This is a genomic window from Amycolatopsis sp. NPDC004625 (assembly GCF_040609695.1).
In the GTDB taxonomy this organism is placed as follows: domain Bacteria; phylum Actinomycetota; class Actinomycetes; order Mycobacteriales; family Pseudonocardiaceae; genus Amycolatopsis.
In genome coordinates this window covers 166,630-180,722 of the sequence record NZ_JBEXKX010000014.1, presented here as the reverse complement: position 1 = coordinate 180,722, position 14,093 = coordinate 166,630, and the positions used below count along the sequence as shown (strand labels likewise).

Annotated in this window: 15 protein-coding genes; 11 read left to right on the top strand and 4 right to left on the bottom strand. The window is 72.4% G+C overall.

Going from position 1 to position 14,093, the window contains the following annotated elements; all coding sequences use genetic code 11:
• Positions 1-2: 2 nt before the first annotated feature.
• Positions 3-650 (bottom strand): TIR domain-containing protein, encoded by a 648-nt coding sequence (locus ABZW17_RS18590; protein WP_354815003.1) that lies wholly within the window; start codon positions 648-650, stop codon positions 3-5.
• A gap of 193 nt (positions 651-843) precedes the next feature.
• Here ABZW17_RS18590 and ABZW17_RS18585 point away from each other — a divergent pair, with 193 nt between their 5' ends.
• Positions 844-1,815 carry an SEFIR domain-containing protein gene (locus ABZW17_RS18585; RefSeq protein ID WP_354815000.1) on the top strand — a complete coding sequence of 324 codons (972 nt, stop codon included), beginning with the start codon at positions 844-846 and terminating at the stop codon, positions 1,813-1,815.
• On the opposite strand, the gene ptsP is transcribed toward ABZW17_RS18585, so the two are convergent.
• Positions 1,760-3,361, bottom strand: a complete 1,602-nt coding sequence (ptsP, locus tag ABZW17_RS18580) for a phosphoenolpyruvate--protein phosphotransferase (protein WP_354814997.1) — start codon at positions 3,359-3,361, stop codon at positions 1,760-1,762. The two genes, ABZW17_RS18585 and ptsP, sit on opposite strands and share 56 nt — an antisense overlap.
• A gap of 103 nt (positions 3,362-3,464) precedes the next feature.
• Here ptsP and ABZW17_RS18575 point away from each other — a divergent pair, with 103 nt between their 5' ends.
• The 5 genes from ABZW17_RS18575 to ABZW17_RS18555 are packed head-to-tail and all read left to right on the top strand — an operon-like array spanning position 3,465 to position 7,357.
• A complete protein-coding gene (locus tag ABZW17_RS18575; RefSeq protein WP_354814994.1) occupies positions 3,465-4,226 on the top strand; it encodes a DeoR/GlpR family DNA-binding transcription regulator in 762 nt (253 codons plus the stop codon).
• Complete coding sequence (pfkB, locus tag ABZW17_RS18570; RefSeq protein WP_354814991.1) at positions 4,223-5,167, top strand: 1-phosphofructokinase; 945 nt, start codon at positions 4,223-4,225, stop codon at positions 5,165-5,167. The genes ABZW17_RS18575 and pfkB overlap by 4 nt, the downstream gene beginning before the upstream one ends.
• Positions 5,164-5,616, top strand: coding sequence for a fructose PTS transporter subunit IIA (locus ABZW17_RS18565; protein WP_354814988.1), 453 nt, complete (start codon positions 5,164-5,166; stop codon positions 5,614-5,616). The genes pfkB and ABZW17_RS18565 overlap by 4 nt, the downstream gene beginning before the upstream one ends.
• A gap of 2 nt (positions 5,617-5,618) precedes the next feature.
• A complete protein-coding gene (locus ABZW17_RS18560; RefSeq protein ID WP_354814985.1) occupies positions 5,619-7,067 on the top strand; it encodes a fructose-specific PTS transporter subunit EIIC in 1,449 nt (482 codons plus the stop codon).
• A gap of 11 nt (positions 7,068-7,078) precedes the next feature.
• Positions 7,079-7,357: an HPr family phosphocarrier protein gene (locus ABZW17_RS18555; RefSeq protein WP_354814982.1), complete on the top strand. Its 279-nt coding sequence runs from the start codon at positions 7,079-7,081 to the stop codon at positions 7,355-7,357.
• A gap of 53 nt (positions 7,358-7,410) precedes the next feature.
• Here the strand turns inward: ABZW17_RS18555 and ABZW17_RS18550 are convergent, their stop codons facing one another.
• Positions 7,411-7,965, bottom strand: coding sequence for a helix-turn-helix domain-containing protein (locus ABZW17_RS18550; RefSeq protein WP_354814979.1), 555 nt, complete (start codon positions 7,963-7,965; stop codon positions 7,411-7,413).
• Positions 7,966-8,044: 79 nt separating this feature from the next.
• On the opposite strand from ABZW17_RS18550, the gene ABZW17_RS18545 reads away from it, so the two are divergent.
• Positions 8,045-8,914: an NAD(P)H-binding protein gene (locus ABZW17_RS18545; RefSeq protein ID WP_354814976.1), complete on the top strand. Its 870-nt coding sequence runs from the start codon at positions 8,045-8,047 to the stop codon at positions 8,912-8,914.
• Positions 8,915-8,921: 7 nt separating this feature from the next.
• On the opposite strand, the gene ABZW17_RS18540 is transcribed toward ABZW17_RS18545, so the two are convergent.
• Positions 8,922-9,509: a helix-turn-helix domain-containing protein gene (locus tag ABZW17_RS18540; RefSeq protein ID WP_354814973.1), complete on the bottom strand. Its 588-nt coding sequence runs from the start codon at positions 9,507-9,509 to the stop codon at positions 8,922-8,924.
• Between the two features lie 86 nt (positions 9,510-9,595).
• On the opposite strand from ABZW17_RS18540, the gene ABZW17_RS18535 reads away from it, so the two are divergent.
• From ABZW17_RS18535 to ABZW17_RS18520, 4 genes are read left to right on the top strand one after another with little or no spacing between them, the layout of a single operon-like run.
• On the top strand, positions 9,596-10,891 hold the full coding sequence (locus tag ABZW17_RS18535) for a cytochrome P450 (protein ID WP_354814970.1): 1,296 nt from the start codon (positions 9,596-9,598) through the stop codon (positions 10,889-10,891).
• Positions 10,888-11,778 (top strand): alpha/beta hydrolase, encoded by an 891-nt coding sequence (locus ABZW17_RS18530; protein ID WP_354814967.1) that lies wholly within the window; start codon positions 10,888-10,890, stop codon positions 11,776-11,778. The genes ABZW17_RS18535 and ABZW17_RS18530 overlap by 4 nt, the downstream gene beginning before the upstream one ends.
• On the top strand, positions 11,762-12,607 hold the full coding sequence (locus tag ABZW17_RS18525; RefSeq protein WP_354814964.1) for an SDR family oxidoreductase: 846 nt from the start codon (positions 11,762-11,764) through the stop codon (positions 12,605-12,607). The genes ABZW17_RS18530 and ABZW17_RS18525 overlap by 17 nt, the downstream gene beginning before the upstream one ends.
• The gene (locus ABZW17_RS18520; RefSeq protein WP_354814961.1) at positions 12,604-14,082 is read left to right on the top strand and encodes an NAD(P)/FAD-dependent oxidoreductase; all 1,479 of its coding nucleotides are present in this window, start codon (positions 12,604-12,606) and stop codon (positions 14,080-14,082) included. The genes ABZW17_RS18525 and ABZW17_RS18520 overlap by 4 nt, the downstream gene beginning before the upstream one ends.
• The last annotated feature ends 11 nt before the right edge of the window (positions 14,083-14,093 follow it).

The following is a 14,093-nucleotide window of genomic DNA, read 5'->3' as shown; positions in this document are numbered from 1 at the left end:
GGTCAGAACCTCGGCATCCGTGCCCGCTTCGGCGGTTCGGGGGCGGGGGTGCGCACCGGCCAGTCGCCCCGCCACTCCGGCGCGCGGTCGATGAGCTGTTCCAGTTCCACGGCGATCTGCTTGATCTGCTGGTTGAAGTCGAGGTAGGCCGGCGCGGTCTGGAAGTGCTCGAAGGGGTGGTTCCACTGCTGCAGGTCACGCGGGCGCCGCGCGTGGGCCCAGTCGGGGAAGTGCCGGGAGTCGCAGAAGATCACCGGGTAGATCAGGGGCTGCCCGCGCTTGCCCGGCGGCGCCGGCGTGAGCGCTTCCCGCTCTTCCATCGAGGCCCATTCGGCCAGGCACCATTCGTCCCGGAAGTACTTGGGAGAGCACACCGGAAGCAGCACCCGCGAGCGTTGCAGCGCCGAACTCAGTTCCAACGGCCAGCTGGATCCGACCCGGACCTGGTCGTCGAAGAAAATCCGGACGTCCTCGTACCGGTTGTTGTCGAGCACTTCCTGGAGACGCGGGTGGAAATGGTGGCGAATCCACGCCGATATGTCACCTGCGGTGCGGAAGTAGCTGATGTACACGTCGTACTCGTACACGCGTGCCGCCGCCCCTTCACCGCTCCCGCCAGGCGGACCGATCCTAGATCCGCCGACGGCCACCGAAGAAGACGGGAAACCTGACAGATTCAGGACAATACCTGGCCAGCGCCCGAACCGGCCGGGAAACGCGCCCTTGACAACCCGCCGACCGGCAGATATATGACAGGCGAACACGGAGCACGAGGGGCCGAATCGTTTGCGGAAAACCGATCTCCCGGATCGGTGATTCACCGACCGATCCGAGGGGAAGCCGATGTCCGAACCCGATCCGCCGAAGGTGTTTTTCAGTTATTCGCACGACACGCCGGAGCACAAGGACCTGGTCCGGCGGTTCGCGACCTTCCTGCGCGGCCGGATCGGCCTCGAGGTCGTGCTCGACCAGTGGTACGACAACGTCCGCATCGACTGGTCACTGTGGGCCACCCGGCATCTCAAGGCCGCGGACTTCGTCATCGTCGTGGCGTCTCCCCTGTACCGGGCCCGGGCCGACGGCGAGGCACCGCCGCACGAGGGCCGCGGCGCCCAGTTCGAGACCGCGATCATCCGGAACAAGCTGACCAGGGACCTCGAAGACGGCACCCGCCGGGTCCTGCCGGTCGTCCTGCCCGGCCGGTCGATCGACGAGATCCCCGAGTTCCTCAACCCGTACTCCATGACCCGGTACGAGATCACGGAGTTCACCGACGACGGGGTCGGCGACCTGCTCGCCGCCATCACCGGTCGGGGGCAGCATCCGATGCCCCGCCGCGGAGTCTGGCTCGGCGGGGTTCGGGAGCCGCGGCGGGTGCTCGCCGGCGAGCTGCCGTGGATGTGCGCCAGCTCCGGCGTGCGGCGGGGCGAGGCGTGGATCGACGGCCTGCACTACGAAAACAGCATCGTCCTGCGGCCGAACACCCCGTCCCCCGGCGGGCCGGGGTTCATCGAACTGGACCTCGGCGGCCACTACCAGCGGTTCACCACGGTGGCCGGGGTGCTCGACAACGCCCGCGACCCCTTCCAGGTCGGGCGCTTCCGCGTGGTCCTCGACGGGACACCGCGGTCGGAACACGAGGTGTCGGCCGGAAAGCCGGCCCAGATCGACGTCGACGTCTCCGGTGCCCGCGTCCTGCGGCTGGAGATGTCCCGGCCGGGGGCGGCGGCGTCTCCCTTCGGCTCCGCGGCCGTCGTCGTCACCCGGCCAGGCCGGCCACCCGAACTGGCTCTGGGCGATCCGACCGTGACCTAACCCGGCACGTCTCCAGGTCCACCGCACGCAACGCCGCGCCCACACCCGGCAGGGCCGCCGCGTTCATCGACAAAGACGTCACGCCCAGTCCCACCAGCACCGGTGCCAACGACGGGTCCGCCGCCGCCTCGCCGCACACTCCCACCGGCTTCTCCCCCGCCGCCTCCGCGACCATTCCCACCAACCGCAGCAATGCCGGCTGGTGCGGGTCGTTCAACGACGCCACCGCGCCCAGCTGGCGGTCCGCCGCGAACACGTACTGGGCCAGGTCGTTCGTTCCCAGCGACACGAAGTCGACGGAGGCCAGGATCGCCTCCGCGCACAACGCCGCCGCCGGGATTTCGATCATCACGCCCACTCGGGCGATGCCCGCCGCGCGTGCTCGGGAGGCGAACCAGGCCGCTTCCGCCGCCGTTGCCACCATCGGGGCCATCACCGACAGCTCCACGCCCGTCTCCGCGGCCGCCGCCGCAATCGCCGACAGCTGGCGGTCCAGCAGCTCCGGGCGGTCGAACGCCACTCGCAGTCCCCGGACGCCCAGTGCCGGGTTGGGTTCCTCGCCCATCGGCAGGAACGGCAGCGGCTTGTCGGACCCCGCGTCCAGGGTGCGGACCACGACCGGTTTCCCCGCGAACGGGGACAGCACCGCCGCGTACGCCGCCCGCTGCTCGGCCTCCGTCGGCTCCGATGTCGCCGAGAGATAGCAGAACTCCGTGCGGAACAAGCCGATTCCCTCGGCGCCGGCCGCCGCGGCCGCCGTGGCGTCGGCCGGTGATCCGACGTTCGCCAGCAGCTTCACGCGGTGGCCGTCGGCGAGGCGGCCGACGCCGTCCCACGTCGGACGGGCGGTGCGGGCCGGTGCCCGGACCGTGCCGTCGGCGGGGGTCACCGTGCCTTCGGAACCGTCGACCGCGAGCCCGGGGCCGTCCAGGCCGAGGACGCCCGCGCACGCGACGACCGCGGGGATGCCCAGCGCCCGCGCCAGGATCGCCGTGTGGCTCGTCGGGCCGCCCTCCTCCGTCACCAGCGCCAGCACCAGGTCCGGGTCGAGGTCCGCGGTGTCGGCCGGCGCCAGGTCGCGGGCCACCAGCACGCTCGGCGACGTCAGCTCGGGGACGCCCGGCGGGGCCACCCCCAGCAGGGCCGCGACGATCCGGTCCCGGACGTCCGCGACATCCCGCGCACGCTCGGCCAGGTAACCGCCCGCGGCCCGCAGCGCCGTCATGAACTCCGCCGCCGCGTCCCAGACCGCCCGCGCCGCGGGCAGCGAACGTTCGAGCACCAGCTTCTCCGCGGACGCCAGCAGAGCCGGGTCCGACGCCATCACCGCGGTCGTCTCCAGCAGGGACCGGGCATCTCCGGACACGGAACGGGCACGATCGGACAACGCGGTCGCCACCGAAGCGGCGGCCGGCCCGATCTTGCCGGCTTCGGCCGCCAGGTCCGGCGGAACGGGCGAGGAAGCGGGTTCCGGCAGGTCAGCGGGCACGACGACACGGGGACCGGCGACCCGGCCCGGGCTGACTCCGACTCCGGACAACTGCATGGAAGGACCTCCGGAAGCAAAGGATCTCGTAACTGGGGATTGACAGTACGGTAACAACGGGCACAATCAAACGGCAACGGGCAAACATCGGAGAGGAACGGGCATGTACGCCGCCGAACGGCACCAGCTCCTGGCACAACGCGCACGTCGCGACGGCCGGGTCGACGTCAACGACGTCGCCGGCGAACTCGGTGTCGCCCCCGAGACCATCCGCCGCGACCTCGGCGTTCTCGAACGCCAGGGCATCGTCCGCCGCGTCTACGGCGGCGCGGTCGCCGTCGAGCGGCTCGACTTCGAACCCGAAGTGGCGCAACGGGACCAGACCAACGCCGCCGAGAAGGACGCGATCGCCCGGGCCGCCCTCGACCTGGTGCCCGACCGCGGCTCGATCCTGCTCGACGCGGGCACCACGACCAGCAGGCTCGCGACGCTGCTCCCCACCGACCGCGAGCTGACGGTGATCACCAACTCGATCCCGGTCGCCTCGATCCTCGCCACCCGCCCGGGCATCACGCTGCACATCCTCGGCGGCCGCGTCCGCGGGACGACGCTCGCCGCGGTCGAAGCCTGGACGCTGCACGCGCTCGACGGGCTGCTCGTCGACGTGGCTTTCCTCGGGGCCAACGGCTTTTCCGCCGAACACGGCTGCACGACGCCCGACATGGCCGAGTCCGCGGTGAAGGCCGCGGTGGTCGCCGCCGCGCGCAAGCGGGTGCTGCTGGCCGACCACAGCAAGTACGGCACCGACCAGCTCAGCCGGTTCGCGCGGCTGGCCGAGATCGACGTCCTGGTCACCGACAGCGGCATCGACGCCGGTGCCGTGGCCGAACTCGAAGAAGCGGGCCCGGAGGTGGTGCTGGCGTGATCGTCACCGTGACCCCCAACCCCAGCCTCGACCGGACCGCGCGCCTGGCCGGACTGCGCCGCGGCGAGGTCAACCGGGCCGAAGCCGTCCGGCTCGACCCGGGCGGCAAGGGCGTGAACGTCGCCCGCGCGCTGACCGCCGCCGGCACCCCGACCGTCGCGCTGCTGCCCGCCGGCGGACCGGTCGGCGAACGGCTGGCCGACCTGCTGGCGCCCGAAGGCGTCCCGGTCGTCGCGGTGCCCATCGCCGGGTCGACCCGCAGCAACATCACGCTCGTCGAGGCCGACGGGACAACGACGAAGATCAACGAGCCGGGCCCGGAGATCTCCGCGGGCGAGCTGGCCACCCTCGAACGCCGCGCCGTCGAACTGGCCGCGCGCGGCGAATGGCTGGTGTGCTGCGGAAGTCTCCCCGCCGGCGTCCCCGACGACTTCTACGCGCGGCTGACGAAGCTCGCCCACGAAGCCGGCGCGAAGGTCGCCGTCGACTCCTCCGGCGCGCCGCTCGCCGCCGCCTGCGCGGGCGGCCCGGACCTGCTCAAACCGAACCTCGACGAGCTGACCGAGCTCGCCGGCCGGCCGCTGCCGCTGCTCGGCGACGTCGTCGCGTTCTGCCGGGAGCTGATCTCCGGCGGCGTCGGCCGCGTGCTGGTCAGCCTGGGCGCGCGCGGTGCCGTGCTCGTCGAGGAGACCGAAACCTGCCACGCGCTCGGCCCGCTGGTCGCCGTGCGCAGCACCGTCGGCGCCGGAGACGCCGCCCTCGCCGGGTTCCTCCACGCGGGAGGAACCGGCCCCCGAGCCCTGCGGACCGCGGTCGCCTACGGCACCGCCGCGGTCACGCAGGAGGGCAGCCGCATGCCCACCCCGCACGACGTGCACCCCGACCAGGTGCGCGTGCTCGACGCCGACCCCACCTTCACCCTCAGCGGAGCCGCCGCATGACCACCCCAGACCTGATCACCGCCGACCTGGTCGACCTCGGCCTCGACGCCGCCGACAAGCAGTCCGCCGTCCGCGGCCTCGCGCAGCGGCTCGTCGACGCCGGGCGGGTGACCGACCTCGACCTGTTCCTCGAGGACGTCGCTGCTCGCGAGGAGCAGATGGCCACCGGGCTCGAAGGCGGCATCGGCATCCCGCACTGCCGGTCGGCCGCGGTCACCGCGCCGACGCTGGCCTTCGGCCGCAGCGCCGCGGGCATCGACTTCGGCGCGCCGGACGGCCCGGCGAAGCTGATCTTCCTCATCGCCGCGCCGGAAGGCGGCGGCAGCGACCACCTCAAGGTCCTGGCCGCCCTCGCCCGGCGGCTGGTCCGGGCGGAGTTCAAGCAGAACCTCCTGGACGCCGCCGACCCCGCCGCCGTCGCCGGCTACATCCGCCAGGAGGTGGCCTGACCATGAAGTTCGTCGCCATCACCGCCTGCCCCACCGGGATCGCCCACACGTACATGGCGGCCGAGTCGCTGGAGCAGACCGCCAAGGCCAACGGCGACGAGATCGTCGTCGAAACCCAGGGGTCGGCCGGCTCCGAGCCGTTGTCCGCCGAGGACATCGCGAGCGCGGACGCGGTCATCTTCGCCGCCGACCTCGCCGTGCAGGGCCGCGACCGGTTCGCCGGCAAGCCGCTCGTCGAGGCGCCGGTCAAGGCCGCGATCAACGACGCCGCCGGGCTGTTCGAACGGGCCAAGGCCGCGGCCCGCGAGCCCGTCGCTCCCGCGGTCGCGCCGGAGCTGACCTCGAAGGTCGGCGCGAACGACAAGGCCGGTACCAAGGTCCGGCAGTGGCTGATGACCGGTGTCAGCTACCTGATCCCGTTCGTCGCCGCGGGCGGGCTGCTCATCGCGCTCGGATTTGCCTTGGGCGGCTACAAGATCTCCGACGCGCCCCCGGTCACCGAGCACTTCGACGCCGGTTCGGTGGCGGGCTGGGCCGCGCTGATGTTCCAGATCGGCAGCGCCGCCTTCAAGTTCCTGGTGCCGGTGCTGGCCGGGTTCATCGCCTTCGCGATGGCCGACCGCCCGGCCATCGCCCCCGGTTTCGTCGGCGGCGCGATCGCCGTCACCGTCGGCGCCGGGTTCCTCGGCGGTCTCGTGGCCGGTCTGCTGGCCGGTGGCGTGGTGCTGTGGCTCAAGAAGATCCGGGTGCCGAAGGCAATGCGGGGCATCATGCCGGTGGTCGTGTACCCGCTGCTCGGGTCCATTGTGGTCGGTGTGCTGATGTACGTCGTGGTCGGCAAGCCGATGGCCGCCGCGACGAGCGGGCTGACGAACTGGCTCAACAGCCTCAGCGGGGCCAGCGCGCTGCTGCTGGGCGCGCTGCTCGGCCTGATGATGGCCTTCGACATGGGCGGCCCGGTCAACAAGGCGGCCTACACCTTCGCCGTCGGCGGCCTGACCACCGGAGCCACCGGGTCGCTGCAGATCATGGCCGCGGTGATGGCGGCCGGGATGGTGCCGCCGCTGGCGCTGGCGCTCGCGTCGGCCGTCCGCACGAAGCTGTTCACCGAGGCCGAACGCGAGAACGGCCGGGCGGCCTGGCTGCTCGGGGCGTCGTTCATCACCGAAGGCGCCATCCCGTTCGCGGCGGCGGACCCGTTCCGGGTGATCCCGTCGATCATGCTCGGCTCGGCCGTCACCGGCTCGCTGTCGATGGCTTTCGGCGCCACGCTGCGCGCCCCGCACGGCGGGATCTTCGTCCTGCCGCTGATCGGCAGCCCGCTGCTGTTCCTGGTGGCGCTGCTCGCCGGCACCGCGGTGGCCGCCGGTTCGGTGATCGCCCTGAAGCAGGTGCGCTTCCGCGCGGCGGAACGCTCCGCCGCCGTCTCCGGTCAGCCGGTCAACGCGTGAAGGAGTCCACTGTGTACCAACGTCGTACGCTCGTCGCCAGCAGCGTCGGTCTGCACGCCCGGCCCGCGGGGCTGGTCGCGAAGACGGCCGCCGGCCAGCCCGCGAAGGTGAAGATCGCCAAGATCACCGGCGGGGTGGCGGGTGACCCGGTCGACGCGGCCAGCGTCCTCGGCCTGATGACCCTGGGCGCGGCCCACGGGGACGAGGTCGAGCTGTCCGCCGAAGGCGACCAGGCGCAGACCTCGGTCGACGCACTGGCCGCGCTGATCGCCCAGGACCTGGACGCGTAACCGGCGCACACCACGAGGGCGCGGCACACCGGTGCCGCGCCCTCGCCGCGCGTTCAGGCGCGGATGCCTTCGAGCTGCAGGTCGATCAGCCGGCGCCACCGGCCGTCGCCCGCCATGTTCGCCATCGCCGCGCGGGTGACGAGGACGAAGTCCCCGGGACCGAAGTCGGCGCGCAGCCGGCCGGCTTCGACCGCGCGTGCCACGATGCGCCCGACGATCGCCGAGAACGCCGCCTTCTGCTCTTCGATGTCGGCCCAGCTCGGTTCTTCCGGGCCGAGGAGGGCGAACCGGAACGCGGCGTCGGGCTCCGCCGCCTCCAGGTAGCCGTAGAGCAGCGACTCGAACGCCACCCAGGGGTCCGCCGCCTCTTCGGCACCCTGGGCGAGGAAGGTCATCTCCTCGAACCGGCGGCCGATGATCGCCGCGCGCAGGGCTTGCTTGTCGGCGAAGTGCCGGTAGAGGGTGCCGACGCCCAGGCCGGCGCGGTCGGCGATCTCCTCCATCTGGACGGCGTCGCCGCGCTGGGCGAACAGGTCGCCGGCGGCGTCGAGGATGGCGTCGCGGTTGCGCCGGGCGTCGGCGCGCAGCACACGTCGGGAAGCGGTCATGGTCGGCCCAGCGTACTTGACGGAGGCGGCTTCCGGGCTATATTCGGAACCGGAATTCACCTTCACCTTAGGAGCCTCCATGATCGTCGTGACCACCCCGACCGGGAAGATCGGCCGCCGGCTCGTCCGGCGCCTGCTCGACGGGGGCAGCAAGGTCAAGGTCGTCGTCCGGGACGCCGCCCGGCTGGACGACGACGTCCGCGAGCGGGCCGAGGTGGTCGAGGGAAGCCACGACGACCCCGCGGTGCTCGACGCGGCCCTGCCCGGGGCCGACGCGCTGTTCTGGCTGGTGCCCCCGAACCCCGCCGCGGAGAGCGCGGAAGCGCACTACCTGGCCTTCGCCCGGGCCGGCGGAGCAGCCGTCCGCCGCCACGGCGTCGGCCACGTGGTCGCGGTGAGCAGCGCCGGACACGGCTGGCCCCGGCCGGCCGGCGTGCTGTCCGCGGCCTTCGCGATGGACGCCGAGCTGCGCAGGTCCGGCGCGGCCCACCGGGCGGTGTCCCCGCCCTTCTACATGGAGAACCTGCTGGGCCAGGTGGCCGCGATCCGCGAGGGGGGCGCGTTCTCCCTGACCTGCGCGGGCGACGAGCCGCTCGCCACGATCGCCACCCGCGACATCGCCGCCACCGCGGCGGACCTGCTGACGGACCGCTCCTGGACCGGCCAGGAGAACGTCCCGCTGTTCGGCCCCGACCGGCTCACCCCCGACGGCATGGCCGGGGTGCTGAGCGAGGAACTCGGCCGCCCGGTCGCCTACCAGCGCATCACCCTGGCCGGCTTCGCCGCGATGCGCCGGTCCCAGGGCGCGAGCGAGCGGGTGATCGCGGACGCGGCCGAGATGTTCGCGGCGCAGGACGAGGGCATCTACGACGCGGACTGGGCGAAGGCGGCGATCGCGCCGACGAGCTTCCGGACGTGGTGCCGCGAGGTGCTCAAGCCGGTGTTCTGACCGGAAGTCAGGCCGGGCCGAGCAGGGCGATCGACGCCCGCACCGCGACCTCGGTGACGTCGCCGGCCCGGCCGCCGTCCTCCACGGTCGTTGCGATCAGCTCGCGCAGGCCGCCCAGGAGCATGATCGACAGCTGCCTGGACGGCGGGCTGATCCCCGCCGCGCGCATCTCCGGGGTGTCGGTCAGGCGGTGCGTCATCGCGATGAACCCCTCCATCGCGTCGCGCTGCAGACCGCGGGCCGGTGCGCCCAGGGCCGGTACGTCGCGGATCCAGCTCAGGGTGATCGCCGGTTCGGACTCCGCGCACGCGATCCACGCTTCGATCGCCTGGCGGACCTGCAGCGCCCAGGGCGCGTGGGGGTCCACCGCCTCGGAAATCTGCTGGATCATCGCGCGGTTGGCCTCGGCCAGGAGGGCGATCAGGCACTCTTCGCGGCTGGAGAAGTGCTCGTAGAACGTCCGCCGGGACGTGCGGGCACGGCGGACGACGTCGGCCACCGTCGTTTCGCGGAAGCCGGCCTCGGTGATCGACTCGGCCAGGCCGTCCAGGAGACGCTGCCGGTGCGGGCGGGTGTCTACGTCCACTGACGTCACGCTATACGCCTCCTCTTGCCCCGGAATGGTACACCGGCGTACCGTACCGACGGTACGCTCGCGTACCACGTTCCCCTGGAGGGTCGATGACGACCGTGACAAGCCCCGTGACGCTGCCGCCGGGCCCGACCGCGCCCCGCGCCGTCCAGGGCGCCTACGCGCTGACGCAACCGTTGCGGGGCATGCGGCGGCTCAAGGACCGCTACGGCGACGCCTTCACGGTGAACGTGCCGATCTTCGGCCGGGCCGTCGTGATCAGCGGCCCCGCCGAGATCAAGCAGCTGTTCACCGCCGGGCCCGACCTCGTCGACAACCTCGAGGTCAACCTCGGGCGGGTGCTCGGGCCGCGGTCGCTGTTCGCGCTGTCCGGCGACGAGCACAAACGGCAGCGCAAACTCCTGGTGCCGCCGTTCCACGGCCGCCGCCTCGCCGCCTACGAGAAGATCGTCGAAGAGGAAACCGTCCGCGAGCTCGCGACCTGGCCGGAGGGCACCGCCTTCGCCACGCTGCCCTCGATGATGCGGATCACGCTCAACGCCATCCTCCGCGCGGTCTTCGGCGCCGAGGGGGCCGAGTTCGCCGAGCTGCGCGAGCTGCTGCCGCCGTTCGTCACCCTGGGCTCGCGGCTGGCCGTCGCGCCGATCTCGAAGAAGGGCCGCTTCAACCCGTGGCGCCGCTTCGAGCGGATGCGCCGCGAGTACGACGCCATCGTCGACCGGCTCATCGCCAAGGCCCGCGCCGAAGAAAAGGACGACGTCCTTTCGATGATGCTGCAGACCCGCTACGACGACGGGTCGGGGCTCAGCCGCGAGGAGATCGCCGACCAGCTGCTGACCCTGCTCACCGCGGGCCACGAAACCACCGCGACCACGCTGGCCTGGGCGGTCGAACGCCTCCGCCGCCACCCCGCGCTGCTCGACGAACTGCGTCGGGACGACAAGCTCCTCGACGCCACCATCCTGGAGGTCCAGCGCACCCGCCCGGTCATCGACCTCACCGCCCGCCAGGTCAAGCAGGACGGCTTCCGGCTCGGCCGGTGGACGCTGCCGAAGGGGTACGCGGTCCTGGTCAGCATCGCGCTGATCCACGACGACGACGCCGTCTTCCCGCACGCGGCCACCTTCGACCCGCACCGCTTCGCCGGCGCGCGGCCGGACCTCTACCAGTGGATCCCGTTCGGCGGCGGCACCCGCCGCTGCCTCGGCGCCGCCTTCGCGACCATGGAGATGAGCGTCGTGCTGCGGACCCTGCTGCGGGACTTCACGCTGGAACCGACGAGCGAGCCCGGCGAACGCTGGCACTCGCGGGGTGTCGCCTACGCCCCCGCCAAGGGCGGCCGCGCGGTGGTGCGCCGCCGGACCACCATCGGAGGTGTTTCTTGACCGAACAGATCGTCGACGCCGGCCGGGGGATTTCCCTGGCCTGCGAACGGATCGGGGACGCCGGCGCCGAGCCGCTGGTCCTCGTGGCCGGGCTGGGCCAGCAGCTGCACAGCTGGCCGGACGCCTTCTGCGCGCAGCTCGCCGGGCGCGGGTACGAGGTCATCCGGTTCGACAACCGGGACGTCGGCCGCTCGACGCACCCGCGGTTCCGGCCGCCGAGCCTGCTCGGCATGCTCGCCGGCCGGTTCCCCGCGCAGCAGTACGACCTGCGGGACATGGCCGCCGACACCATCGGTCTGTTCGACGCCCTCGACCTGGAGACCGCGCACATCGCGGGCGTGTCGATGGGCGGCATGATCTCCCAGACCGTCGCCGCGCTGTACCCGGACCGGATCCGCACGCTGACGTCGATCATGTCGACGACCGGCTCGCGCCTGCTCGGCCGCCCCGCGCTCTCGACGTTGCGGATGATGGGCGCGAAGCCGCCGAAGTCCCGCGAAGAGGCGGTCGAAAGTGCGGTCCGGATGTTCCGGCACATCGGCTCGCACGGTTTCCCGTTCGACGAGGCCTTCGTGCGCGAGCTGGCCGGCACGGGCTGGGACCGCGACCCGACGTCCGGCGGTGTCGGGCGCCAGCTGGCCGCGATCATGAAGTCCGGCAACCGGACGCCGCTGCTGCGCAGGATCACCGCGCCGACGCTGGTGATCCACGGCGACCGCGACCGGATGGTCCACCCGACCGGCGGGGCCGCGACCGCGCGCGCCATCCGCGGCGCCCGGCTGGAGACCGTCCGCGGCATGGGGCACGACCTGCCCGAAGGCGCCTGGCCCACGGTGCTCGAACTGATCGACAAGCACGCGAGGAGCAGCGATGTCACGGCCCCGTAGCATGATCGGCCGCCCGGTCGTGATCACCGGCGCGGCGTCGGGCATCGGCCGCGCGCTGGCCACCCGGCTGTCGCGGCTCGGTTCGCCGGTCGCCCTCGCCGACGTCGACGAAGACGGCCTCAAGGCGACGGCGGCCGCGCTGCACGGGCGCGTGCTGACCCGCGTGCTCGACGTCCGCGACGCCGAGGACCAGCTGCGGTTCGCCGCCGAGGTCCGCGACTGGCTCCCGGCCCCGCTGGCCGCGGTGTTCAACAACGCCGGGGTCGCGGTGACGTCGTCCGTGCTCGACGCCGTGCCCGAGGACGACGACTGGCTGCACGACATCAACTTCCGCGGAGTGGTGCACGGGACGCGGGCGTTCCTGCCGATCCTCGTCGAGCAGGGCGAAGGCGCGATCGTCAACACCTCCAGCGTGTACGGCCTGCTCGGCGTGCCGTACCAGAGCGCGTACTGCGCGGCGAAGTTCGCCGTCCGCGGATTCACCGAGGCGCTGCGGCAGGAGCTGCGCGGCACCGACGTCCGGGCGGTCACCGTCCACCCGGGCGGCATCACGACGAACATCGCCCGCAACGCCCGGGTGCGCCGCGACCCGGAGGGCCGGGGCCGCACCCACGAGCAGATGGCCGCCCAGTTCGAGGCCATGACGATGACGTCGCCGGACAAGGCGGCGGCGATCATCCACACCGGCGTCGACCGCGGGAAGGCCCGCATCCTGGTCGGCCCGGACGCCTACCTGTTCGACGCGCTCGCCCGCATCACCCCCACCCACTACAACGCCGTGCTCACGCGCGTGATGCAGCGCGCCCGGCGGACGGAGGCCGTCCGATGACCGACCACGTCGACGTGCTGATCGTCGGCGCCGGGCTGTCCGGCGTCGGCGCCGCCCACCACCTGCGGGCCGCGTTCCCGCGCCGGACCTTCGCGATCCTGGAGGCCCGGGACGCGATCGGCGGCACCTGGGACCTGTTCCGCTACCCCGGTGTCCGGTCCGACTCGGACATGCAGACCCTCGGCTACCGGTTCCGGCCGTGGACCGACGCGAAGGCCATCGCCGACGGCCCGTCGATCCTGCGGTACGTCCGCGACACCGCGGCCGACGCGGGGATCGACCGCCACATCCGGTTCGGGCACAAGGTGGTCCGCGCGGAATGGTCCACAGAGGACGCACAGTGGACGGTCACGGCCGAGCACGACGGGAACCCGGTCGAGCTCACCGCGAAGTTCCTGTACCTCTGCAGCGGCTACTACGACTACGCGGCCGGGCACACCCCGGAGTTCCCCGGTCTCGAGGACTTCGGCGGGACGGTCGTGCACCCGCAGCACTGGCCCGAGGACCTGGACTACACCGGCAAGAAGGTCGTCGTCATCGGCAGCGGCGCGACGGCGGTGACGCTCGTCCCGGCGATGACCGACCGCGCCGCGCACGTGACGATGCTGCAGCGCTCCCCCACCTACATCCTTTCGCTGCCCTCGGAGGACGCGCTGGCCAACCGCCTGCGCGGGCTGCTCGGGCCGCGGCTGGCGTACCCGATCGCGCGCTGGAAGAACGTCGCCGTGAGCACGCTGATCTACCAGCTCAGCCGGCGCCGCCCCGGCGTGGTCAAGGCGATGATCCGCAAGGCCGCGATGAAGCAGCTGCCGCCCGGGTACGCCGTCGACACCCACTTCAAGCCGCGCTACCAGCCCTGGGACCAGCGCCTGTGCCTGGTCCCGGACGGCGACCTGTTCCGGTCGATCAAGCGCGGCGACGCCTCGATCGTCACCGACCGGATCGCGTCCTTCACGAAGACCGGCATCCGGCTGGAATCGGGTGACGAGCTCGAAGCGGACGTCGTCGTCACCGCGACCGGGCTGCGGCTGCTCGCCTTCGGCGGGATCGACCTGGTCGTCGACGGCCACCCGGTCAAGCTGCCGGAAACCATGGCGTACAAGGGGATGATGCTCAGCGGCGTCCCGAACTTCGCCTTCACCATCGGCTACACGAACGCGTCCTGGACGCTCAAGGCCGACCTCGTCGCCGAGTACGTCGTCCGGCTGCTGCGCCACCTGGACCGGACCGGCCACGACCAGTGCGTGCCGGTCAACGACGACCCGGCGGTCACCGAGCGGCCGCTGCTGGACTTCGACGCCGGGTACGTGCTGCGGTCCATCGAGGAGTTCCCGAAGGCCGGGTCGCGAGCCCCGTGGCAGCTGGGCATGAGCTACGCGCACGACGTCGTCAAGCTGCGGCACGGCAGGATCGACGACGGGGCCCTGCGGTTCTCGCGGCGCGGACGGGCGGGAGCGGGCAGACTGAGCGCATGACGCCCTTCTCC

Bases quoted from the DNA above. Each gene is read 5' to 3' on its own strand.
- ABZW17_RS18535 (WP_354814970.1), top strand. From the start codon at position 9,596: ATGACGACCGTGACAAGCCCCGTGACGCTGCCGCCGGGCCCGACCGCG.
- ABZW17_RS18525 (WP_354814964.1), top strand. From the start codon at position 11,762: ATGTCACGGCCCCGTAGCATGATCGGCCGCCCGGTCGTGATCACCGGC.
- ABZW17_RS18575 (WP_354814994.1), top strand. From the start codon at position 3,465: ATGTACGCCGCCGAACGGCACCAGCTCCTGGCACAACGCGCACGTCGC.
- ABZW17_RS18585 (WP_354815000.1), top strand. From the start codon at position 844: ATGTCCGAACCCGATCCGCCGAAGGTGTTTTTCAGTTATTCGCACGAC.
- ABZW17_RS18560 (WP_354814985.1), top strand. From the start codon at position 5,619: ATGAAGTTCGTCGCCATCACCGCCTGCCCCACCGGGATCGCCCACACG.
- ABZW17_RS18545 (WP_354814976.1), top strand. From the start codon at position 8,045: ATGATCGTCGTGACCACCCCGACCGGGAAGATCGGCCGCCGGCTCGTC.
- ABZW17_RS18520 (WP_354814961.1), top strand. From the start codon at position 12,604: ATGACCGACCACGTCGACGTGCTGATCGTCGGCGCCGGGCTGTCCGGC.
- ABZW17_RS18565 (WP_354814988.1), top strand. From the start codon at position 5,164: ATGACCACCCCAGACCTGATCACCGCCGACCTGGTCGACCTCGGCCTC.
- ABZW17_RS18550 (WP_354814979.1), bottom strand. From the start codon at position 7,965: ATGACCGCTTCCCGACGTGTGCTGCGCGCCGACGCCCGGCGCAACCGC.
- ptsP (WP_354814997.1), bottom strand. From the start codon at position 3,361: ATGCAGTTGTCCGGAGTCGGAGTCAGCCCGGGCCGGGTCGCCGGTCCC.